The organism is Nonomuraea sp. NPDC049378 (assembly GCF_055586745.1).
On the sequence record NZ_JBVJHP010000009.1, the window covers coordinates 305,892 to 326,820 of the forward strand.

The window sequence follows — 20,929 nt, forward strand, 5'->3', positions numbered from 1 at the left end:
GGTCGGGTCAAGACCCACAAACGACTGGCATTCTTTACAGCATGGTGAGCGTCGCGGAGATTACCCCTGTGGACCACTCCGCTCCTGGCCCGGCAGCCCGTGCGCTGTCCATGGTGCGCCGGCATCGGGTGTTCGCCGCGGCCTTCGGCGTCGGCGCCGTGCTGCGGCTCATCACCATGCTCGGCTACGGCCCGGCCATGTGGTTCAACGACTCCTACGAGTACGTCTCGGTGGCCCTGCACCCGAGGCCCCACCCGATCAGGCCCGACGGTTACAGCTTCTGGCTGATGCTGCTCAAGCCGTTCCACAGTTTCACCCTGGTGGTCTTGACGCAGCACCTGATGGGCCTGGCCACGGCCTGCCTGATCTACGCGCTGCTGCGCATCAAGTTCAGGCTGCCGAAGTGGGGGGCGACGCTGGCCGCCGCGCCGGTGTTGTTCGACGCCTACCAGATCCAGCTGGAGCAGCTGGTGATGTCCGACACCATGTTCATGCTGCTCGTGGTCGGCGTCATCACGATGGTGTTGTGGAAGCGGCGGCTGACGTGGCAGGCGGGCACCGTGATCGGCCTGCTGCTGTCGCTGACGTGGCTGACCCGCTCGATCGGCCTGCCCATCCTGGCCCTGGTGGTGCTCTATCTCCTGGTCAAGCGCACCGGCTGGCGGCCCGTCACGGCCGTCATCACGGCCTGCGCGATCCCGGTGCTGGCCTACATGGGCTGGTTCGCCTCCGCGTACGGCAAATTCGCCATGACCAACAGCGACGGCCTCATCCTGTACATGCGCACGGCCATCTTCGCCGACTGCAACAAGATGGACATCGACAAGTACACCGAGGTGCAGCTGCTGCTGCTCTGCATCAACGACCCGGTCAGCCAGCGCAAAGACTATGCCCAGTGGTATCTGTGGGGGCAGGGCAACGGCGACGGCACGGGCACGGGCGAGGTGCTGCACCGCTGGGGCACCAACAAGAAGTTCAGCGAGATCACCAACGAGGCGGCCAGCAAGTTCGCCACGCGGGCGATCCTGTCGCAGCCCGGCGACTATCTGCAGGTGGTCGTGCGCGACTTCTTCCGTTCGTTCCACTGGGCCCGGCCGCGCTTCCCCGACGAGTCCACGTACAACATGTACCAGTTCAAGCCCTACTACGAGATCGACGCGAACGGCCAGCCCAAGCGGCTGCCGAAGTGGTCGTCGTACGCGGGCGGCCGCACCGACACCGACGCGTTCAGCTACGAGCAGGGCCCGCCCGAGACGAGGATCGTGCATCCGTGGGCCGACATCATGAGCGGCTACCAGAAGGTGTTCTACCTGCGCGGCATCGTGCTCGGCGGGATCCTGCTGATCGGCCTGTACGGCGTCGCGGTCCGGTGGCGCAAGTTCGGCGGCCCGGTCGTGCTTCCGTGGCTCGGCGCGTTCGGGCTGCTGCTGGCCCCGGCCGCGACGGCGGAGTTCGACTACCGCTACGTGCTTCCGGCCGTGCCGCTGGCCTGCATCGCGGCGGCGATCACGCTGCGCAAGGGCGTCACTTCGGTGCGACGGTCACCCAGGAGCGCAGGAACATCCGGGCCCACCATTCTGCGTGTGCGATGGTCTCGGCGGTCAGCACGGGGTAAAGCCACCAGAGGTTGACCAGGGCGATGAGCGTGAACGCGCCCACGACCGCGGCCCCGAACGCCCTGCGCGCGGGCGTGGCCGCGGCCTTGCCCAGGATCAGCCCTGCCACCAGCACGAGCGCCAGCACCATGAACGGCACGACGGGGATCATGTAGAACAGGTACATGGTGCGGTTGTCGGCGATGGCGTAGTAGAACCACGGCAGCCAGCCGACCGCGTAGGCCAGCAGCACGGCGCCGGCCCGCCAGTCGCGGGTGTTGAAATACCACACGACGAGGGCGATCAGTGCGAGCGCGGCCCCGTACCAGAGGGCGGGGGTGCCGGCCCCGATCACGGCCTGCGAGCACTTGTCGGCCCCGCACGCCGACGGCGGCAGGTCACCGGCGTAGTGGAAGGTGACGGGCCGCAGCAGCACGGGCCACTGCCAGGGCTCCGACATGTACTGGTGGTAGGTGTCCAGCCCGCTGTGGAAGCCGAGCACCTGCAGCTGGTACTGCAGCCACGACCGCACCGAGTCGACCACGAAGAACGCGGGCCCCGACGAGGTGGCCTGCGCCCAGTTGCGTCCCCAGCCGTCCGCGCTGACGAACCACCCGGCCCACGACGCCGTGAACGTCGCCGCGGACGCGAGCGCCATCGCCCCGAACCCGCCCGGCAGGTCGTACGCCAGCGCCCCCCTGACCGGCTCGCGCGCCCCCAGCGCCCGCCTGGCCCCCATGTCCCACATGAGGCTCATGACGGCGAACGCGAGCAGGAAGAAGATGCCCGACCACTTGACCGCGCACGCGGCGCCGAGGCAGACACCCGCGGCGATCCGCCAGGGCCTGAGCCCGAGCCGCGGCCCCATGCCGGCGACGGGCGAGCTCTCGTACCAGGCGACCAGCCGTTCCCGCGCCTGGTCGCGGTCGGCCACCAGGCAGGCGAATCCGGCCAGCACCCAGAACATGAGGAAGATGTCCAGCAGCCCGGTGCGCGACAACACCAGGTGCAGCCCGTCGAGCGCCAGCAGCAGCCCGCCCAGGCAGCCGAGCAGCGTCGAGCGGGTCATCCGCCGCGCCACCCTGGCCATGATCAGGATCGACAGGATGCCGATCAGCGCGGCGGCGAAGCGCCAGCCGAACGGGTTCATCCCGAACAACCACTCGCCCGCGCCGATCATCCACTTGCCGAGCGGCGGATGGGCCACGAACGACGCGCAGTCGGAGGGCTGCGCGCACTGCTTGAAGATGTCCAGGTTGCCGGCGATGAGCCGGCGGTCGGCGATGGGGTTGTCGGCGTCGCCGAGCATGGTCCGCTCGACGCCGTGGAGCAGCAGCGAGTAGGCGTCCTTGACGTAGTACGTCTCGTCGAAGGCGACGGACTTGGGATCGCCGAGCCTGACGAACCTGAGGATGCCGCCGAAGATCGCCACCACGATCGGCCCGACCCACCCCAGCAGGACGCCGTCCTGCATGGGCGGGATCAGTCGACGCGGTGAAGCCCCCCATTTACTCACGAAGCGCACCTTATGGTGTCGCTGATCTCCTGTGCACCAGATCGTAAAGCTCGCGCTTGGGAATGCCCGCCCCCTTGGCCACCTCGGCGACGGCCAGCTTGCGCTGCGCGCCCTCGGCGACCATCCGGTCGACCTGCGCGACGAGCGCGTCCATGTCCTGCTCCTCCGCCCGCGCGACGTGACCGGCGACCACGACCGTGATCTCGCCCTTGACGCCGCCCTCGGCCCACGCGGCCAGCTCGCCGAGGCCGCCCCGGCGCACCTCCTCGTACGTCTTGGTCAGCTCGCGGCAGACCGCCGCCTCGCGGCCGGGCCCGAACGCCTCCGCCATGGCCGTGAGGGAGCTCGCCAGCCGGTGCGGCGCCTCGAAGAAGACCATCGTGCGTTCCTCGCCCGCCAGCGCGGCCAGGCGGCGGGCGCGCTCGCCCGGCTTGCGCGGCGGGAAACCCTCGAAGCAGAACCGGTCGCTCGGCAGCCCCGACACGGCCAGGGCGGTGGTGACGGCGCTCGGGCCCGGCAGCGCGGTGACCGTGACGCCCGCCTCGACCGCGAGGGTCGTCAGGCGGTAGCCCGGGTCCGACACGCCCGGCATCCCCGCGTCGGTGATCACGACGACCGTGCGGCCCTCCCGCAGCACCTCGACGAGCTCCTGGGCCCGGCCCGCTTCGTTCTGGTCGTAGTAGGACACGATCCGGCCGGTGATCTCCGCCCCCAGCTCCGCGGCGAGCCTGCGCAGCCGGCGGGTGTCCTCGGCGGCCACCACGTCGGCGTCTTCGAGCGCCTCGCGCAGGCGGGGCGAGACGTCGCCCGCCTGGCCTATGGGGGCTCCTGCCAGCACCAGCCTGCCGCGCTCTCCAGTCACCCGACCATTGTGGCAGGCTATCCCTATTAGACGGTGTTTCTGCATGGCTTTCCGCTGGGGGCCCGTACGATGGCCGAATGGCGGTGACCGACTCCTCGTACCAGGCCTTTGACGACTCGGAGGCCGGCGACGGCCAGCACGAGGCCGCCCGGTCCGTACGCGATCGGGTGATTCCTCCCATGCGCGGAAGCGTGCTGTGGGGGTGGCTCGGCCCGCTGCTGGTCACCGTGTTCGGCGGGGTCCTCCGTTTCCTCGATCTCGGCCATCCCAAGGCCGTGGTGTTCGACGAGACGTACTACATGAAGGACGGCTACTCGCTGATCACCTGGGGGGTCGAGCGGGTCACGGTCAAGGATGCCGACAAGGCCATCATCGCCGGCGACACCGGCGGCATCTGGCAGTCGTGCACGGCCGAGACCATGGACAAGTGCGCCTCCTATGTCGTGCACCCGCCCCTGGGCAAGTGGATGATCGGCGCCGGCGAGTGGTTGTTCGGGCTCAACCCGTTCGGCTGGCGCTTCGCCGCCGCGCTGATCGGCACCCTGTCGATCCTCGTCCTGGCCAGGGTGGCGCGGCGGATGACCCGCTCGACGCTGCTCGGCTGCTTCGCCGGTCTGCTGCTGGCCCTCGACGGCCTGCACTTCGTGCTCTCCCGCACGGCGCTGCTCGACATCTTCCTCATGTTCTGGGTGCTGGCCGCGTTCGCCTGCCTGGTGGCCGACCGCGACCAGGCACGGGAACGGCTGGTCGCCTGGTACGAGAGCTCGCCGCTGTCGCCGCAGGGGCCGTGGCTGGGCATCAGGTGGTGGCGGATCGCCGCCGGCGTGTGCCTCGCCTTCGCGATGTCGGTCAAGTGGTCGGGGCTGGCGTTCGCGGTGGCGTTCGCGATCATGTCGCTGATGTGGGACTTCGGGGCGCGCAGGGCCGTGGGGCTGCGCAGCCCGTACATGGGGGCGTTCAACAGGGACGTGCCGCAGGGGGCGCTGGCGTTCGTGGCGGTGCCGTTCGTGGCGTACATGGCCACCTGGACGGGCTGGTTCGTCAACGCCACCGGCTACGGCCGCAACTGGGACCAGGCCACCTCGTCCGGGCCGCTCTACTTCGTCTTCGACTCGATGCGGTCGTGGGTCCAGTACCAATGGCAGGTCTTCACCTTCCACAGCGGGCTGGAGACCTCGCACCCCTACATGTCCGAGCCGTGGCAGTGGCCGCTGCTGCTGCGTCCCGTGGCCTTCTACTACGAGGCCAGGCAGAACGCCTGCGGCGTCAAGGACTGCTCGGAGGCGGTGCTGGGCGTGGGCACCCCGGTGATCTGGTTCGGCGCGGCGGCGGCGCTGGTGGCCCTCATCGCGTGGTACGTCTCCTCGCGCGACTGGCGGGCCGGCGCCGTGCTGCTGGCCTACGGCATGGGCTGGCTGCCGTGGTTCTACTTCGCCATCGCCGGCAACCGCACCATGTTCCTGTTCTACGCCATCCCGATGGTGCCGTTCATGGTGCTGGCCATCACGCTGTGCGCGGGGCTGATGATCGGGCGCGCGGGCAAGAGGGTGCCGGGATACCCCTACTATCGCCGGCCGGCCGCTGCCGCCGTCGTCGGCGCCTTCGCCCTGCTCGCTCTGATCAACTTCTGGTGGCTGCATCCCGTCCTGTCGGGTGAGCTGATCCCGTACGTCGAGTGGAAGGCCCGCATGCTGTTCGAGAAGCAGTGGATATGATCACGTTTTCGTCGGCTCAATAGTGGTTTATTAGGGCAGTCGCAGTGCAAGACCCGATACGCACCACCTTCGGACATCGTCAGGTCCGGGGTCGATACGGCAAACTTCGAGGCATGAGTGCACCGGATGTCACCGCCCTTCTCGCCGAGTTGGAGCGCTCTCAGCCGGACCTTGCCGAAGAGGCCAGGACCGCCGTCGAATGGTTGACGGGTGGGGAGCCGTTGGAGACGGTAACCCAGCTCGACGTCTGCGAGTTTCTCTGGTACACCCTGCCGATCAAGGTAGGGCCGCTCAAGCCCGGAGGCGACCACGAGCGCCTCGCACGTTCGCTCGGCCAACTGCTGCGGCTCGGCGGGCTGGAGCGGTACGCCGACCTGTGCACGTCCCCCACGACGATCAAGATCCTGCGCACGTACACCCGCGAGGGCGAGGACGCCGGCGCGAGCGCCTACCAGCAGGCGCTCGAGGCCACGGGCGTGCTCCCGCCCGACGTGCCGGAACTCCAGTGGAGCATGATCATGGGCCCGGAGGAGCTGGGCGCCCACCTGGCCTGCTCCGCCGCGCTCGAGCTGGCCATCGTCGCCGGCGCGAGCGTCGACCGCACCGCGCTGACCCGCCGCTGGCTCACCGAGCCACGGGCCGAGCTGGGCGGCGACAGCTGGCTCAACCGGGTGCACGGCGAGCGGCTCAACCGCTGGGTGCTGGGCCGCGGCCCGGCCAGGCGCGAGCTGGCCCAGCCGTTCGAGGTGCGCCTGCACGCGCCCGTGACCCCGCAACCCCTGCCCGCCCTGCACCGGCTGCTCTCCCTGGCCGCCGCCTCGGAAGGCAGCCTGCCGCTGCGGCTGGCCCCGTCTCCGGAGGCGCTCAGGCTGCGCGAGCTCGCCGAACGCGAGCTGGGCGCGATCAGCCGCGACGGCGCCAAGCTGATCATCACCGAGCGCGGCAAGCGCCTGCTCAAGTCCCCGAAGGCGATGTGGAGGGCGGTCACCAAGCTGCTGCTGGCCAGGGGCGAGCACGAGTTCGAGGTGTCGGCCCGCGAGGCCGCGCTCATGCTGCTGGCCGACGGCACCCTGATGTCGCCCGCCGAGCTGCGCGAGCGGGTGGCGGAGGTGGTCGGCGGTGAGGGCTGGCATCCCGCGACGAGCCTGGAGGACGTCGCCGCGCCCGTGACCGACCTGGTCGCCCAGCTCACGGCGCTGGAGCTGGCCTACAGCGACGAGCTGGCGGTGCGGATGCGCCGCCCGGGCCAGCTGGCCGCGCTGGCGGCGCTGCGCGCACACGCGCTGCGGCCGAGGAAATACGTCAGCTCGGGATGAGCTCCGGCCTCCGCCCATGACCCCGGAGAGCTGTTCGAACACGTGCGGTAGTTACGATGGCGGGGCAGCACCAGAAGGGGGGCCGTCATGGAGCTGTTCCCTGCCATGCCGCTCGCGGAGTGGACGGAGGCCAAGGAGACCTTTCACAGGTTCGCGCAGATCGTGGGCAAGATCCGGCTGGCGTCGAGCAACCGGCGCAACCACTGGTGGCAGGTGCCCTTCCACCCGACCGGGCGAGGGCTCACCACGCGACCCATGGGCGGCCTGGGCGAGCAGCCGCTGTTCTGCATCGACTTCGACCTCGTCCGCCACCGCCTGCTGATCGACGTGCTCGACGGGCGCAGCGCGGAGTTCGGCCTGATCGGGCGGTCCGTGGCGTCGTTCTACGACCGGCTGTTCGAGACCCTGGCCGGGCTGGGCATCCGGCCCGAGATCTGGGCGGTGCCGTTCGACATGGGGGACGACACGCCGTTCCCCGAGGACAGCCTGCACGCCCGCTACGACCCCGTGCTGATCAACCGCTACTGGCGGATCCTGTCGCAGGTGGTGCAGCTCCTCGACCGGTTCGCCGCCGGATTCGCCGGCAAGACGAGCCCGGTGCACCACTTCTGGCACACGTTCGACGTCGCCGTCACCCGGTTCACCGGGCGCGTGGTCCGGGTCTCGCCCGACGCCGACCCGGTGACCCGCGAGGCCTACAGCTGGGAGGTCATCAGCTCGGGCTTCTGGTTCGGCGACAAAGAACGTCCATGGCCGGCGTTCTACTCCTACACCGCGCCCGAGCCCGAAGGGCTGGAGCGCGAGCCGCTGCGGCCCGCGCAGGCCGAATGGCTGCCGGCCAGGGGCAGCCACCTGGCCGTGCTCCGCTACGACGACGTGCGGGGCATGGAAGACCCGGTGGCGGCGGTGCTGGAGTTCCTCGACAGCGCCTACCTGGCGGGCGCCAGGCTGACCCGGCTCGACACCGAGGCCCTGGCCTCCCCGGGCGGCGTGACCGACCCCTACTACGGGAGGGCCTGAAAAGCGCGAAGCGCCCGCCCTCCGGAGAGGGCGGGCGCTCCACGAGTGCGCACCGGTGTGCAGGTCGCCTCTCGGCGAAAGGCACAACGCGGCTCCAGCCGAACGGTAGTCCGCGAAGGCAATAGGTGAGGCCCGGGGACACTGATCACACCGGCCACGCGTCATATAACCCCGCCAGGCGGCCGGACATTCCCCGTCAGGCGATTTTTCCCGGCGGCTCATGCGCGGGGGGCGCCGTCGGGCGCGAGCCGGGCGGCCCTGGCGTGCAGGTAGCGCTCCTGGGGCCCGCTCATCGCGCGACCGGCCGCCTCCTCGTACGCCTCGCGGGCGGCCGCGTGGTCGCCGGACATCTCCAGCAGGTGCGCGCGGACCGCGTACGGCCGGTGGTCACCGGCCAGCCGGTCGTCGTGCTGGAGGCGTTCGAGCAGGTCGAGGCCCGCCTGAGGGCCGCGGGCCATGGCCACGGCGACGGCGTGGTTGAGCGCCACCATGGGGTTGCCGGACATCTCCAGCAGCCGCTCGTACAGTGCCACGATCTGCGGCCAGTCGGTCTCCTCCGCGGTGCGCGCCTCGTCGTGCAGCGCCGCGATCGCCGCCTGGAGCTGGTAGGGGCCGGGCGTGCGGCGGGAGAGCGCGGCGGTGACGAGAGCGATGCCCTCCTCGATGGCGGCGGCGTCCCACAGGCCGCGGTCCTGCTCGGCCATCGGGATGAGCGCGCCGTCAGGGCCCGTACGCGCCGGTCGCCGCGCGTCGGTGAGCAGCATGAGCGCGAGCAGCCCGGCCGCCTCGGCGTCGTCGGGCAGCAGCCGGTGGACCACGCGGGCGAGCCTGATCGCCTCCGCCGCCAGCTCCGCGCGCTGCAGGTGCGGCCCCGAGGAGCTGGAATAGCCCTCGTTGAAGATCAGGTAGAGCACGTGCAGCACCGCGCCGAGGCGTACGGACCGCTCGCCCTCACCGGGCAGCCGGAACGGCACCCCGCTCCGCTTGACCTGGTTCTTCGCCCTGGTGATGCGGCGCGTCATGGTGTGCTCCGACACCATGAAGGCGCGGGCGATCTCCCGCGTGGTGAGGCCGCCCACCGCGCGGAGCGTGAGCGCGATCTGCGAGGCGGGCGCGAGCGACGGGTGGCAGCACATGAACAGCAGGACCAGCGTGTCGTCCGCCGCCGGGGCGGGCTGGTCGGCGGCGGGCGACAGCCACTCCTCCGGCAGCGTCCACGAGGCGAGGGTGTCCTCGCGGCGCCGGCGCGCCTGCTCGCTGCGGAGCAGGTCAGTCAGCCGCCGCGACGCCACGGTGATCAGCCAGGCCCGCGGGTCGTCCGGCATGCCCTCGTCCGGCCACTGCAGGGCGGCCGCGAGCAGCGCCTCCTGCACGGCGTCCTCGGCGGTCGCGAAGTGCCCGTACCGCCGGACGAGCGCGCCGAGGACCTGCGGCGCCAGCTCGCGCAGCAGGTCCTCGGTCACCGGCTCGTCCGTCACTCAGAACCCCATGTCGGCCGCGGCGTCGACGATGGGCCTGACGTCGGCGTAGGCGTCGTCGTAGGCGCCGCCGGGGTAGGGGCACCGCCCCAGTCTGGCGGCGATCTCGGTGGCGCGGTCGAAGCTCTCGCAGTCGACGATCCAGTAGCCGGCGAGAACCTCCTGGGTCTCCGCGTACGGCCCGTCGGTGACGACCGGCCGGCCGTCCTTCGACTCCAGCCTCCTGGTGTGTACGGGCGCCGCCAGGCCCCGGGTCTCGACGAGCTCCCCCGACTCCTCCAGCTCCCTGTTGAACTCGGTCATGAACGCGACCATCGCCTCCACGGCCTCCGGCTTCCACGCGGCCTCGCCGCCGGAGTCCTTGCCCGACAGCACGTCGTAGTCACGCTGCGAGCCGTACGAAAGGATCATGTACTTCATCGTGGTGATTCCTTCCTCCGTTGCCTCTCGCCAGGGACGTCGGAGCCGAGGCCGCGTGCCGGACACGTTCCCGGAAAAGATTCACACGAGCACGCCGCCGCCGTCCACGCCCGTGACCGCCCCGATGACGTACGGGCCCGCGCGTAGGGCACCATCGAAGGCGTGCCATACGCGAACGCCACCGGCGTCAAGCTGTCCTACCAGATCCGCGGCGCAGGGCCGCCCCTCGTGCTGCTGCAGGGCCAGGCCAACGACCACCGCTGGTGGGACCCGGTGCGGGCCGACTTCGGGTCGTCGTACACCACGATCACCTTCGACTACCGCGGCACCGGCCACAGCGACAAGCCCGACGAGCCGTACACGACCCGCGGGTTCGCCTCCGACGTGCTGGCCGTGCTCGACGAGCTGGACGTGGAACGGGCGCACATCTACGGCACGTCGATGGGCGGGCGGGTGGCCCAGTGGCTGGCGGCCGACCATCCGGATCGGGTCGGGGCGCTGGTGCTCGGGTGCAGCTCGCCGGGCGGCGCCCACGGGTTCGAGCGGGACAACGACGTCCGCAGGTCGCTGGCCCAGCCGGACCGGGCCGCGGCCGAGCGGGCGCTGCTGGAGCTCATGTACACCCCCGCCTGGCTGGCCACGCACCCCGGCCCGCATCGCACCGTCGGCGACCCGAGCATGCCGGCGTACGCGCGGCGCCGCCACCTGGCCGCCAGCGCCGGGCACGACAGCTGGGATGCGCTTCCCTCCATCACCGCCCCCACGCTGATCGTGCACGGCACCGACGACGTGTTCAACCCGGCGGCCAACGCGCCGCTGCTGGCCGAACGCATCCCGGACGCGCGGCTGCGGATGGTGGAGGGGGCACGGCACGCGTACTTCGAGGAGTTCCGCGAGGTCGCGAGCCCGCTGGTGCTGGAGTTCCTGGCCGGCTCGGCCCGCGCGGCCTGATTGAGGAGTAGAGCCGGCCCGCCACGTACGCGGCTTCGCCGCCGCCGTTCACTGACGTACGGCCGGGGATCAACCGGCGGAGGTGGGCAGATGCCAGCTCGGGCCGTCAGGGGTTCCCAGCCATACCTGTTGGGCGCTGGGCGTGATGGTGATCCCGAACGCGGACTGGTGGGGGCGTCCTGCGCCGTCCCAGGTGTGGATCGCCCTCTCGATGACATCCCACAATCGTTGTGGACCGTTCTGGCGGACCACCCACCCCTCGCCGTTCGCCGAGATCCACGCCCATGACCGTGAGACGTGGTCGGTGAGCAGATGCTCGGCGGGCCCGTCATCGGCGAGGACCAGCGAGTGCTGGGTGTCGGGGGCGGCGAGCTGAGCCACCCAGGTGGAGGTCCAGTCTGCCCAGATGTCGTTGGGGTCGAGGCTTGCCGGGCGGAGTGACCCGCCCCTGCCCGGCAGGCCGGCGTCCGGCAGCGGGGCGCGGTGAGGGCGAGCCATCATGAACGACACGTGGCCGGGCAGGAATTCGCCATGCGCGCTGCCGGGACCGTCAACTGTCATCTTGGCCAGGCCGAATCCGTGCTGCCAGCCCGACAAGGTGGCCAGGATGATCGCGCCCGTACGGCTCTGCCGCAGCCATGCCCTGGGGATGTGGCGCACGGCACACGTTGCGATGATCCGGTCGTAGGGTGCGCTGCCCGGATGGCCGTGGAGTCCGTCCCCAGTGATCAGCTCTGGTTCGTGACCGAGCCCGCGCAGTGCCGCGGCGGCGCGTTCGGCCACGGCGGGGTCTATTTCGATGGAGGTGACCAGTTCGGGGCCGAGTCGCTGGCACATGAGCGCCGTGGAATAGCCGGTGCCTGTGCCGATCTCCAGCACCTTGTCCCCTTCGTGCAGGTCAAGGTATTCCAACATGCGAACGACCAGGCCGGGCAGCGTCGAAGAAGAGGTCGGCTCGCCGATCTCATTGCGCTGCGTGACGATGGTCCGGTCCTCGTAGACCAGACGCAGCCACGCTTCGTCACCGAACTGGGCACGACAGACCGGCTCCCACCGTCCGTCGATGTTGCGGAACACGTCGTCCGGCAGAAATGCCTCGCGGGGCACTGTCTCGACCGCGCGACGCCACAGTGGGCTGCGGAGGTCGCGACCTTCCCTCAGCTGGTCGGCCAAGCCACGGCGTAGCCGCATCCCCAGGTCCTCGCCGTGGTGTGCGTTCACTTCCCCTCCAGGAGCAGGTCAGCGATCGCAGGTGCGATCGGTAGCCGGGTGGCGTCTTGCAGCCATGCCCATTGACCGTTCGGATTGGCTTCGAGGAACACCCACCGCCCATCGTCGGTCACGGCGAAGTCGAACGCGGCGAAGCGCAGGTCCAGGTGCTTGAGATAGGCCATGCACGCCTCGGTGATGGTAGGAGGAGGGTCGACGACCACATAACGATGTTTCTCGTAGTCCTGCCGCCAGTCCAGCATCCCGGATTCGATGCGGACGCAGAACAAGCGATTTCCTACGGCTGTGATTCGGATGTCGGCGGCTTTGTGGACACGGGCCTGGAACAGATGGGCAGCGTGGTTCACCCGTTGGTCGAGCTGGTCGGAGTTCACTGGCGTCGCCCAGATGGTTGCCGGCTGCCCGTCCGCGCCGTCGAGGGGTGTCATACGCAGCGGCTTGTAGATGATCGGCCCATGCTCATCGGCGAAGGCGCGTGCGTCAGCCATGCGGTTCGTGATCAGCGTCGCCGGGATCGGGAATCCTGCGGTACGAGCGGTGGCGAGTTGCAGCGGCTTGTGTTCGGCTGCCGCGATCCGCCATGGATGGTTGATGTACGGACACCTTAGCGACGCCAGAACACCCCCGAGCCCGAATCGTGCCTGCGCCGCGGTGAACCGGGCGTGCTGTGGTGCGGCGGGTCCGTGGAGGTATGGGGTGGGCCGCCGGTAGTACACGGCTTGGACCTGGGCCAATTCCACGTGCCGGGACGTGGTGGCGATAGTGGCGCGTTGCTCGCCGTCGCCGTACCAGGCGGAAAGATCCAGGCAGGCGGGGAAGTCACGGCCCGGATCGAGACGGGCCACCTGCGCTCCTCGCCGGTTCAGGTGGCCGATCACCTCGTCAGCGGTGGAGTCCTCCAGGCATGTGAGGACCAGGACTACGCCGCCCACCTCAGTCGGTGTCGTAGTCGGTCTGCACAGTGTCATCCGATCGCTGCGGCGTCTTGCCGTCACCGCCACCGCTGGTCGGCAGTGACTTACTGGTCTGCTTGTTCGTGCCGTGCTTTCCGGCTTCGATCGTTTCTCCTACTGGGCCGACGTAGACGGCCTGTTGGGTGACCGGGTCGAGGCCGACGGCGGCGTACGGTTCGACGTCTGCGGACGGCATGGGCGCAGCGTGGTCGAGCGCCCATGGAGGTGCTGTGATCATTGAGGGATTCCTTTCCACACGCGAGACTTCTTCGGCCATCTTGCGTAGCGGTGCCCACGGGCCATTCGGGCATGGCCTGTGGAGCCCGCTGCGCGGATAAGGCTGTGCGAGGGGTGTGGGGCCAGATCGCGCCCCAACGGCATCAGTAGTCGGGGCTAGACCATTCAATACCCCAGTGTCAGCGGGCTGTTACATTTCGCAATCGACAGTGTTCGGTTGCCGTCGACGATGACCCTTCGCTCACGCGAGAAGGGTCATCGTCGAACGCCCGTTCAATGCGCCTCGCCGGACAGAAGCCGGGCCCGGACAGCTTCGGCGCGCCTGCTACGCCAGCTCTCGGTTTCGTGGACGAGGACGGCGTCGGGCGTGCGAGTGGTCCGCCTGATGAACATCAGGCCACCCGCGACGCACAGTTCGAACGCCATGTCCTGTCAGGCGCATGAGTGTTGTCGAACGCGTACGTGTGTGCCGCGAGGGGGGTGGTTCGTTCCACACAAGCTTCTCATGGTTCGGTTCCGGGGGTTGGACATGGATGCCGTGGTGAGGCCAGCTCATGGAGTTACCATAAACGCTTCTTGTCTACCTCGTCTAGGACGTTGCCCATATGATCAGCGTTGCCTACGTGTCTAACGTCGCTTACGTGCGTGTGGACAGGTTTGACCCAACGCCGATCTACCAGCAGGTGGCGGCGATCATCAGGGAGCGGATCAAGAACGGAGAGCTGGGCCCTCGCGACAGGCTTCCGTCCGAATCAGAGATGGTCCGAGACCATGGGGTGGCGCGTGACACGGCCCGTCAGGCCGTTGCCCTGTTGCGCGAGGAAGGCTGGGTGATGACCCTGCCGCAACGGGGCAGTTTCGTCGCCGACCGGGAGAGCTGGCCGGCGCAGGGCTGAGCGGCGCGGTCCGCGCGGTCTAGCCGGCGGCCCGGGTGAGGCGGGCGGCCAGTTTCCGCAGGTGCGCGGCCAGCTCGGCCGGTTCGTGCACCTCGAACTCGCAGCCCAGCGAGAGCAGCCGGAAGGCGAGCCAGTCCAGGGTGTCGGCGTGCATGCGCAGCCGGCAGGTCCGCTCGTCCTCGCCGACGACCTCGCCGAGCGCCCTGACGACCTCCGTGCCGGGGCCGTGCAGCGTGACGACGGCCTCGTACGCGGGGGCGGTGGAGTAGAGCTGGTCCGCGACGTAGGCGGCGGCGTCGGCCGGCGGCTCGCGCGGTGCGATCCTGGCGCCGGTCCGCAGCAGATCGGCGATGCGGTCGATGCGGAAGATCCGCCAGTCGTCGCGGTCGCGGTCGTGCCCGAGCAGGTACCATCGCCGCCCGGCCGCGACCAGCCGGTGCGGGTCGACCAGCCGCCCGCCCGTCCTGCCGTCGTTGGTCCGGTACACGAAGCGCACGCGTTCCTTTCCCGTCACGGCCATCGACAGGGCGGCGAGCAGTTCGGGATCGACCTCGGGCGCGCCGGGCACGGGCATCGGCACGGTGGCGGCGCCGAGCGCGCCGACGCGATGGCGCAGGCGGGCCGGCAGCACCTGTTCGAGCTTGGCCAGGGCGCGTACCGAAGCCTCCTCGATGCCCTGCACCGGATGCCGGGCGGCGGTGGACAGGCCGACGGTGATGGCCACCGCCTCCTCGTCGTCCAGCAGCAGGGGCGGCATCGCGGTGCCGGCGACCAGCCGGTATCCGCCGTCGGCGCCCATGCTGGCCGCTACCGGGTAGCCGAGGGCGCGCAGGCGTTCGACGTCGCGCCGGACCGTGCGGCGGCTGACCCCGAGTCGTTCGGCCAGCTCGCCGCCCGGCCACTCGCGCGGGGTCTGGAGCAGGGACAGCAGGGTCAGGAGGCGGGAGTCGCTCATAAATCTCAGCATGCCCGACATGTAGGACAAGTCCTGACCTACTGGGCGTCTAGCGTGGTCCGCACCTACTCGCACCAGGAGGAATCATGACCGTCAGCGCGATACCCGAGGGCTACACCAGCGTCACGCCGTGGATCATCGGCCACGACACGGCCGGCCTGATCGACTGGCTGAAGGCCGCTTTCGACGCCGTCGAGCTGGGCCGCATGACCGGCGCCGACGGGCGCATCGAGCACGCGGAGGTCCGCGTCGGCGACGCGGTGGTGATGATGTTCGACGCCCAGCCCGACTGGCCGCCCACCCCCGCCTTCCTGCGCCTGTACGTCCCCGACGCCGACGCCGTCCACCGCCGGGCCGTCGAGGCGGGTGGGACGTCGGTCACCGAGGTCACCCATCTGTTCTTCGGCGACCGGGTGGGGCGTGTGCGTGACCCGTTCGGCAACCTCTACTGGATCCAGACCCACATCGAGGACGTCTCGGAGGAGGAGATGGAGCGCCGCCTGGGTGACCCGGAGTTCACGAAAGCGATGGAGTACGTCCAGAGCGCGGACTTCTTCCCTGGCAGAGACCGGTGATCGCCGGCACCGGGAAGGGCATGAGGCGAGGAAAGGGTTGGACGGGCCGCCCGCAGGGTTGCTAGGTTGCCGCGTATGTCCAGCCCTGAGGCGTCAAGACGCTAGCCACCGGTCGTCCGGTGGCTGATTCGCGCTGTCGCCTCGCCCGGCCTCGCTGAGGCCGGGATCCTCGCTGTCCCGCGACCGCTCGCCACTCGGATCACCGCTGCGGGCTGTTTCCCACCTGAGCCGTGCGCCGCTCTCGCGTGCCGCCCAGGTTCTTCTTCCATCGGCGGGCCGACGTCCGGCCTGCCCGATCGTGGTCGCGGAGTTCTTCTCATGCCATTCGCCGTTTACCTGCTCGCGCTGGCGGTCTTCGCCCAGGGCACGTCCGAGTTCATGCTGTCCGGTCTGGTGCCGGGCATCGCGCGAGAGCTGCACGTATCCGTCCCCGCCGCGGGGCTGCTGACGTCGGCCTTCGCCGTGGGAATGGTGGCCGGCGCGCCGCTGATGGCGGTGCTGAGCCTGCGCTGGCCCCGGCGGCGCGCGCTGCTGGCCTTCCTGCTCACGTTCCTGCTGGCCCACGTGGCCGGCGCGGTCACTCCCGGCTACGAGGTCCTGCTGGTCAGCCGGGTCGTGGCGGCGCTGGCCAACGCCGGTTTCCTGGCCGTGGCCATGGCGACCGCGATCGGCCTGGCCCCGCCGGACGCCAAGGGCCGCGCCACCTCCGTCCTGCTCGGCGGCATCACGCTCGCGTGCGTCGCGGGCGTGCCCGCAGGCGCCCTGCTGGGCGAGGTGTGGGGGTGGCGCTCGGCGTTCTGGGCGGTGGCCGCCGCCCTGCTCCCGGCCATCGTCGCGGTCGTACGATCGGTCCCCGCAGCCCCCGCTGACCTCCACGGGCCCACTGCTCGGGGCGAGTCGCGGGCGCTGCGCAGCCCGCGCCTGCTGGTGCTGCTGCTCCTGGGCGCGCTGGTGAACGGCGCCACCTTCTGCACGTTCACCTACCTCGCCCCGCTGCTCACCGAGGCCACCGGGATCGGGCCGGGCTGGATGCCGGCGATGCTGGCCCTGTTCGGGCTGGGGTCGTTCGCCGGGGTGACGATCAGCGGGCGGCTCGCCGACGTGCGTCCGATCGGGCTGCTGGTGGGCGGCGGGGTGGCGCTGGCCGCCGGATGGGCGGCGTTCGCTATGACGGCCGGGGAGCCGGCGCCGGCGATCGTGCTCGTCTTCGTGCAGGGAACGCTGTCGTTCGCCGTCGGCTCCACGCTGATCTCCCAGGCGCTCTACGCGGCGGCGGAGGCGCCCACCCTGGGCGGCGGCTTCGCGACGGCGGCGCTCAACGTCGGCGCCACGGCCGGGCCCTGGCTCGGCGGGCTCGCCATCGGGGCCGGGCTCGGCTTCCGCTCCCCGCTGTGGGTGAGCGCCGCGCTGGTGGTCGCCGCGCTGGTCGTGGCGGGAGCCGCGGGCACGGTCGGGCGGGCTCCGCGCGGCGTGGCGGCCCGTCCCTGATCCGCGACCGGAGCGCGCGCACCGGCCGCAGGCGAAAAACCGGTGGTGTGCGCACGTCCGCCGCGGTTAGCGTAACAGCAGGTCAGCACGGGGGCCGGGGCACGGCGATGCGGACGCCGGTGCTTGGCCGCGCCCTTTCCCCTGCGGGCCGTACGAACCCGCGGCTCACCCGACCGACGGCGAGGCGATGGTCACCAGGGGCACCGTCCTGATCCCCCAGATGATCCCGAGCCGCGGGTTCGCTCTCATGTGCCGGCGAAACGGTCGAGAGCCGCGAAGATCGCGTCTCTGAACGTCGTGCTGCCGGTGTGCCCGGAGTCCTCCACCACGACCAGTTCGGCGCCGGGCCAGGCCTGGGCGAGCTGGTAGGCCGTCTCCAGCGGGCCGCCCATGTCGAGGCGGCCGTGGATCAGCACGCCGGGGATGCCGGCCAGCTTGTGGGCGTCGCGCAGCAGCGCTCCCTCCTCCAGCCACGCGCCGTTGGAGAAGTAGTGGGAGCAGATGCGCGTCATGGCCATCACCGCGTCGGCGGGCCGGTCGCTGTAGGCGTTCGGCTTGCCGTTGACCTCCATGGAGATCACCGCGTCCTCCCAGGTGATCCAGTCGGTGGCGGCCTTCTCCCGCACCTTGGGATCGGGGTCGGACAGCAGCCGCGCGTACGCCGCCAGCAGCGCGAACGTGTCGCCGCCACGGTCGGCCTCGGGCACTCCTTCCCTGAACCGCTCCAGCGCATCGGGGAAGAACCGCCCGACGCCCCGGTAGAGCCAGTCGATCTCGTAGCGGCGGGTGGTCGTGACGGCGGGGATGACGATCTCCGACACCCGCTCGGGGTGGGTCTCGGCGTAGGCGAGGATCAGCGTCGACCCCCACGACCCTCCGTACAGCAACCACCTGTCGATCCCGAGGTGCTCGCGCAGCAGTTCCATGTCGGCGATCAGGTGGTGGGTGGTGTTGGCGCTCAGGTCGGTCGCCGGGTCGGCGGCATGGGGGCGGCTGCGCCCGCAGTTGCGCTGGTCGAACAGGACGATCCGGTAACGCTCGGGGTCGAAGGTGCGGCGCACGTTGGTCGAGCAGCCCGAGCCCGGCCCGCCGTGCACGACGAGAGCGGGTTTGCCCTCCGGGTTGCCGCAGACCTCCCAGTAGACGAAGTTGCCGTCACCGACGTCGAGCATGCCGTGTTCGTACGGCTCGATGGGGGAATTCAAGGCGGCCCCTCTCAGATGTAACAGTGCTTGGATAAATGTAACAGCACTTAGATATCTGAGGACCGGCCGTCAGGAATGGTCGGCGAGCAGGACGTCGAGCCGGCGGAGCCGGTCGTCGAGGGCGGGGTCCGGGCTGCCCGTCCAGGGGCCCGCCAGATCCGGGCGGTGGCGGGCGACGTGCACGTCGAAAGCGGCCAGCTGGTCGCGGGCGTTCTGCTGGTACGTGACCTGCTCCCCCACGGCCTGGCGGGCCTCCCAGCACAGGTCGATCCGCTCACGCAACCACGGCGGCGCCAGCCGTTCACGCTCGGCCGCGTCGCCGGCACGCGCGCCGGCCAGGAGGGCGATGCGCTCGGCCAGGGCCTCCTCCCCACGGGCGGCCGCCATCCGCTCGAACCTGGTCCATTCCCTGCCCATGGAGCCCAGCCGCTCGCCCCACCGCTCCAGCACGGCCAGGCGAAGGGCCCGCGCCGCCTCCCGCAGCTCGTACGTGGCCGCGTCCAGGCGCTGCGCCGCGCGTTCCCGATGGGCCCGATCGCGGGCCTCGGCCGCGCTCCGCGACCACCAGCCGATCCTGGCCTCGACCACGGCGGGATGGAAGCGCATCTCCGTCAGCCAGGCCACGAAGCGGCCCGTGAGCAGGTCGCCGGGGTCGGCGGGACGTCCACGGAAGGCCTTGTCCATCCCGTGGAACCAGCGCCGGTCACGCGTCAGCCGTTCCACCGCCCACGCCGCGTCCGCCGACACCGCCTCCCGCGCCTCCGCGACGGTGAACGCCAGCCAGCCGAGGTCGAGCGTCTGAGCCCGGCCGCTGGCGGCCCACCAGTCCACGAGCTCGGCCTGCTCGCGTTCGACGTGCGCCGCGGTCCGCTCGGGGTCGCCGTCGTAGAGGGGGAGCACGTCGATGTCGGACATCGGCCAGGGTTCGCCGCGTCCGACGCTGCCGCCGACGATCAGGCCGTGCACGCCGGGGATCGCGGACAACCTCCGCACCGCCTCGTCCACGCGGTCGCGGTGCAGCTCTCTCCAGCGCGGCGAGACGCTCATGCGGCGCCGCCCCGCCGCGCGTCCACCTCGATCTCGATCTTCATGCGCGGGTCGGCGAGACCGCACACGAGCATGGTGGCGGCCGGCCGCACGTCGCCGAAACACCGGCGCAGGACCGGCCAGCAGGGCTCGAAGTCCGCACGGTCGGGCAGGAGGTAGCGCACTCGTACGACGTCGGCGAAGGTGCAGCCGGCCTCGGCCAGGGCGTCCCCGATGTTGCGCAGGCACTGGGCGGCCTGCTCCACCACGTCGTCCGAGATGGTCATCGTCGCGTAGTCGAAGCCGGTCGTTCCCGACACGTGCACCCGGTCGCCGTCCACCACGGCGCGGGCGTACCCGATCTGCTCCTCGAAGGTGGAGCCGCTGAGAATCGCGCGTCGCTCTGTCATGGACGGAACCGTACGGGAGCCGGCGCGCGGGCCGAGGGTCGGGTCAGCGGGTGAGCAGCACCGTGGCCTGGTTGCTTCCGGGCACCACGCCGGCGCGCCGGTGCGCGTCCTGGAGCGCCTCCGACGCGTAGTGCTGCTGCATGGCCTGCGCGTCCTCGCACTCGAACAGCACGACGGCCTCATCGGGCTGGTCGGCGTTGACGCTGACGAGCGCCGTACGCATGCCGGCCGCCGCCCGGACCTCCGCCAGGCTGTCGAACGCCGCGCGCCACTGGTCGTAGTCGGTGAACCGCTGGCGAACAAGCAGGTACTCCATGGTCACGCCTCCATATATCAACAGTGTTGAGGCCAAGTTAGTCGGAGTGACCGAGAAGTTCAACATCGATGGCTATGCTTGAACGAGTGACCACAAGGCCAGGAGGCCGCCGGCCAGGCACGACACGGACACGGGTCGACATCCTGGCCGCCGCGCAGCGGAGCTTCGCCGAACACGGCTACGTCCTCACCACGATCAGGGGCGTCGCCCGCGCCGCGGGCGTCGATCCGGCGCTGGTCCTGCAGTTCTTCGGCAGCAAGGACGGCCTCTTCGACGCCGCCCTCCGCGACGACCCGCCCGTCGCCTCGCTGGTCTCGCTCGCCGGCGAGGGCGACCCGTCCGACCTCGGCGCCCGGCTCGCCGACCGCTACCTGGAACTGTGGGAGGACCCGCACACCGGCCCCCGGATGCTCGCCGTGATCAGGGCCGCCGCCGCGGCTCCCAGCGCCTCGGCGATGGTGACGGCGTTCATGACGGACGCGGTGATGTTGCCTCTGGCCCGCGCCATCGGGGCCGACCAGGCCGAGCTCCGCGCCACCCTCACCGGCGCCTACCTGTTCGGCGTCGCGACCGCGCGCTACGTCCTGCGCGTCGAGCCGCTGGCCGCCCTGGACCGGCCTGCCGCGGTCGCGTACGTGGCCCCGGTCGTGCAGCACCACCTCACCGGCGACCTCACGCCCCCCTGAGCGACCGCTGTCACGAGTACGTCAGTTCTCCCCCGCCCCAGGTCCCGGATCTTGTATCCACCGGGCGGACGCGGTACGT

21 protein-coding genes are annotated in these 20,929 nt (G+C 70.6%); 9 read left to right on the forward strand and 12 right to left on the reverse strand.

Annotation, left to right across the window (positions count from 1 at the left end):
• The first annotated feature begins 41 nt into the window (after positions 1-41).
• The gene (locus ACZ6SA_RS21625; protein ID WP_347646198.1) at positions 42-1,631 is read left to right on the forward strand and encodes a hypothetical protein; all 1,590 of its coding nucleotides are present in this window, start codon (positions 42-44) and stop codon (positions 1,629-1,631) included.
• Here the strand turns inward: ACZ6SA_RS21625 and ACZ6SA_RS21630 are convergent.
• Both ACZ6SA_RS21630 and rsmI read right to left on the reverse strand, forming a co-directional pair.
• Positions 1,525-3,069, reverse strand: a complete 1,545-nt coding sequence (locus ACZ6SA_RS21630; RefSeq protein ID WP_465829838.1) for a dolichyl-phosphate-mannose--protein mannosyltransferase — start codon at positions 3,067-3,069, stop codon at positions 1,525-1,527. The two genes, ACZ6SA_RS21625 and ACZ6SA_RS21630, sit on opposite strands and share 107 nt — an antisense overlap.
• 52 nt (positions 3,070-3,121) lie before the next feature.
• On the reverse strand, positions 3,122-3,973 hold the full coding sequence (rsmI, locus tag ACZ6SA_RS21635) for a 16S rRNA (cytidine(1402)-2'-O)-methyltransferase (protein WP_347646196.1): 852 nt from the start codon (positions 3,971-3,973) through the stop codon (positions 3,122-3,124).
• A gap of 77 nt (positions 3,974-4,050) precedes the next feature.
• On the opposite strand from rsmI, the gene ACZ6SA_RS21640 reads away from it, so the two are divergent.
• From ACZ6SA_RS21640 to ACZ6SA_RS21650, 3 genes are all read left to right on the forward strand, one after another.
• Positions 4,051-5,688, forward strand: coding sequence for a dolichyl-phosphate-mannose--protein mannosyltransferase (locus tag ACZ6SA_RS21640; protein ID WP_443152254.1), 1,638 nt, complete (start codon positions 4,051-4,053; stop codon positions 5,686-5,688).
• Between the two features lie 113 nt (positions 5,689-5,801).
• Positions 5,802-7,004 carry a hypothetical protein gene (locus tag ACZ6SA_RS21645; RefSeq protein ID WP_465829841.1) on the forward strand — a complete coding sequence of 401 codons (1,203 nt, stop codon included), beginning with the start codon at positions 5,802-5,804 and terminating at the stop codon, positions 7,002-7,004.
• Positions 7,005-7,091: 87 nt separating this feature from the next.
• Entirely contained in the window at positions 7,092-8,024 is a 933-nt protein-coding gene (locus tag ACZ6SA_RS21650) for a DUF5996 family protein (protein ID WP_465829842.1), read from the forward strand.
• A 218-nt stretch (positions 8,025-8,242) separates the two neighbouring features.
• On the opposite strand, the gene ACZ6SA_RS21655 is transcribed toward ACZ6SA_RS21650, so the two are convergent.
• Together ACZ6SA_RS21655 and ACZ6SA_RS21660 are read right to left on the reverse strand one after the other, a co-directional pair.
• On the reverse strand, positions 8,243-9,502 hold the full coding sequence (locus tag ACZ6SA_RS21655) for an RNA polymerase sigma factor (RefSeq protein ID WP_465829844.1): 1,260 nt from the start codon (positions 9,500-9,502) through the stop codon (positions 8,243-8,245).
• Positions 9,503-9,922, reverse strand: a complete 420-nt coding sequence (locus ACZ6SA_RS21660) for a YciI family protein (RefSeq protein ID WP_347646191.1) — start codon at positions 9,920-9,922, stop codon at positions 9,503-9,505. It abuts the gene before it with no gap.
• A gap of 162 nt (positions 9,923-10,084) precedes the next feature.
• On the opposite strand from ACZ6SA_RS21660, the gene ACZ6SA_RS21665 reads away from it, so the two are divergent.
• Positions 10,085-10,873, forward strand: coding sequence for an alpha/beta fold hydrolase (locus ACZ6SA_RS21665; RefSeq protein ID WP_465829847.1), 789 nt, complete (start codon positions 10,085-10,087; stop codon positions 10,871-10,873).
• Positions 10,874-10,942: 69 nt separating this feature from the next.
• Here ACZ6SA_RS21665 and tgmC read toward each other — a convergent pair whose 3' ends face one another.
• Genes tgmC through ACZ6SA_RS21680 form a run of 3 tightly spaced genes read right to left on the reverse strand, consistent with a single transcriptional unit; the run spans position 10,943 to position 13,333 of the window.
• Positions 10,943-12,094, reverse strand: coding sequence for an ATP-grasp peptide maturase system methyltransferase (gene tgmC / locus ACZ6SA_RS21670; RefSeq protein ID WP_465829849.1), 1,152 nt, complete (start codon positions 12,092-12,094; stop codon positions 10,943-10,945).
• A complete protein-coding gene (gene tgmB / locus ACZ6SA_RS21675; RefSeq protein WP_465829851.1) occupies positions 12,091-13,071 on the reverse strand; it encodes an ATP-grasp ribosomal peptide maturase in 981 nt (326 codons plus the stop codon). The genes tgmC and tgmB overlap by 4 nt, the downstream gene beginning before the upstream one ends.
• Positions 13,037-13,333, reverse strand: coding sequence for a putative ATP-grasp-modified RiPP (locus ACZ6SA_RS21680; RefSeq protein ID WP_465829853.1), 297 nt, complete (start codon positions 13,331-13,333; stop codon positions 13,037-13,039). The genes tgmB and ACZ6SA_RS21680 overlap by 35 nt, the downstream gene beginning before the upstream one ends.
• A 565-nt stretch (positions 13,334-13,898) precedes the next feature.
• On the opposite strand from ACZ6SA_RS21680, the gene ACZ6SA_RS21685 reads away from it, so the two are divergent.
• The gene (locus ACZ6SA_RS21685; RefSeq protein WP_465829855.1) at positions 13,899-14,189 is read left to right on the forward strand and encodes a GntR family transcriptional regulator; all 291 of its coding nucleotides are present in this window, start codon (positions 13,899-13,901) and stop codon (positions 14,187-14,189) included.
• A 19-nt stretch (positions 14,190-14,208) separates the two neighbouring features.
• Here the strand turns inward: ACZ6SA_RS21685 and ACZ6SA_RS21690 are convergent, their stop codons facing one another.
• The gene (locus tag ACZ6SA_RS21690; RefSeq protein WP_465829857.1) at positions 14,209-15,144 is read right to left on the reverse strand and encodes a helix-turn-helix transcriptional regulator; all 936 of its coding nucleotides are present in this window, start codon (positions 15,142-15,144) and stop codon (positions 14,209-14,211) included.
• Between the two features lie 86 nt (positions 15,145-15,230).
• On the opposite strand from ACZ6SA_RS21690, the gene ACZ6SA_RS21695 reads away from it, so the two are divergent.
• Positions 15,231-15,719, forward strand: coding sequence for a VOC family protein (locus ACZ6SA_RS21695; RefSeq protein ID WP_465829859.1), 489 nt, complete (start codon positions 15,231-15,233; stop codon positions 15,717-15,719).
• A gap of 318 nt (positions 15,720-16,037) precedes the next feature.
• Positions 16,038-17,207, forward strand: a complete 1,170-nt coding sequence (locus ACZ6SA_RS21700; RefSeq protein WP_465829861.1) for a Cmx/CmrA family chloramphenicol efflux MFS transporter — start codon at positions 16,038-16,040, stop codon at positions 17,205-17,207.
• 245 nt (positions 17,208-17,452) lie between these two features.
• Here ACZ6SA_RS21700 and pip read toward each other — a convergent pair whose 3' ends face one another.
• From pip to ACZ6SA_RS21720, 4 genes are all read right to left on the reverse strand, one after another.
• A complete protein-coding gene (pip, locus tag ACZ6SA_RS21705; protein WP_465829863.1) occupies positions 17,453-18,412 on the reverse strand; it encodes a prolyl aminopeptidase in 960 nt (319 codons plus the stop codon).
• A 69-nt stretch (positions 18,413-18,481) separates the two neighbouring features.
• Positions 18,482-19,459 (reverse strand): nucleotidyltransferase domain-containing protein, encoded by a 978-nt coding sequence (locus ACZ6SA_RS21710; RefSeq protein ID WP_465829865.1) that lies wholly within the window; start codon positions 19,457-19,459, stop codon positions 18,482-18,484.
• A complete protein-coding gene (locus ACZ6SA_RS21715; protein WP_465829867.1) occupies positions 19,456-19,848 on the reverse strand; it encodes a RidA family protein in 393 nt (130 codons plus the stop codon). Before ACZ6SA_RS21715 ends, ACZ6SA_RS21710 begins: the two co-directional genes overlap by 4 nt.
• A 43-nt stretch (positions 19,849-19,891) precedes the next feature.
• The gene (locus ACZ6SA_RS21720; protein WP_347650815.1) at positions 19,892-20,164 is read right to left on the reverse strand and encodes an antibiotic biosynthesis monooxygenase; all 273 of its coding nucleotides are present in this window, start codon (positions 20,162-20,164) and stop codon (positions 19,892-19,894) included.
• Between the two features lie 86 nt (positions 20,165-20,250).
• Here ACZ6SA_RS21720 and ACZ6SA_RS21725 point away from each other — a divergent pair, with 86 nt between their 5' ends.
• Positions 20,251-20,850, forward strand: a complete 600-nt coding sequence (locus ACZ6SA_RS21725) for a TetR/AcrR family transcriptional regulator (protein ID WP_347650816.1) — start codon at positions 20,251-20,253, stop codon at positions 20,848-20,850.
• Positions 20,851-20,929 lie beyond the last annotated feature (79 nt).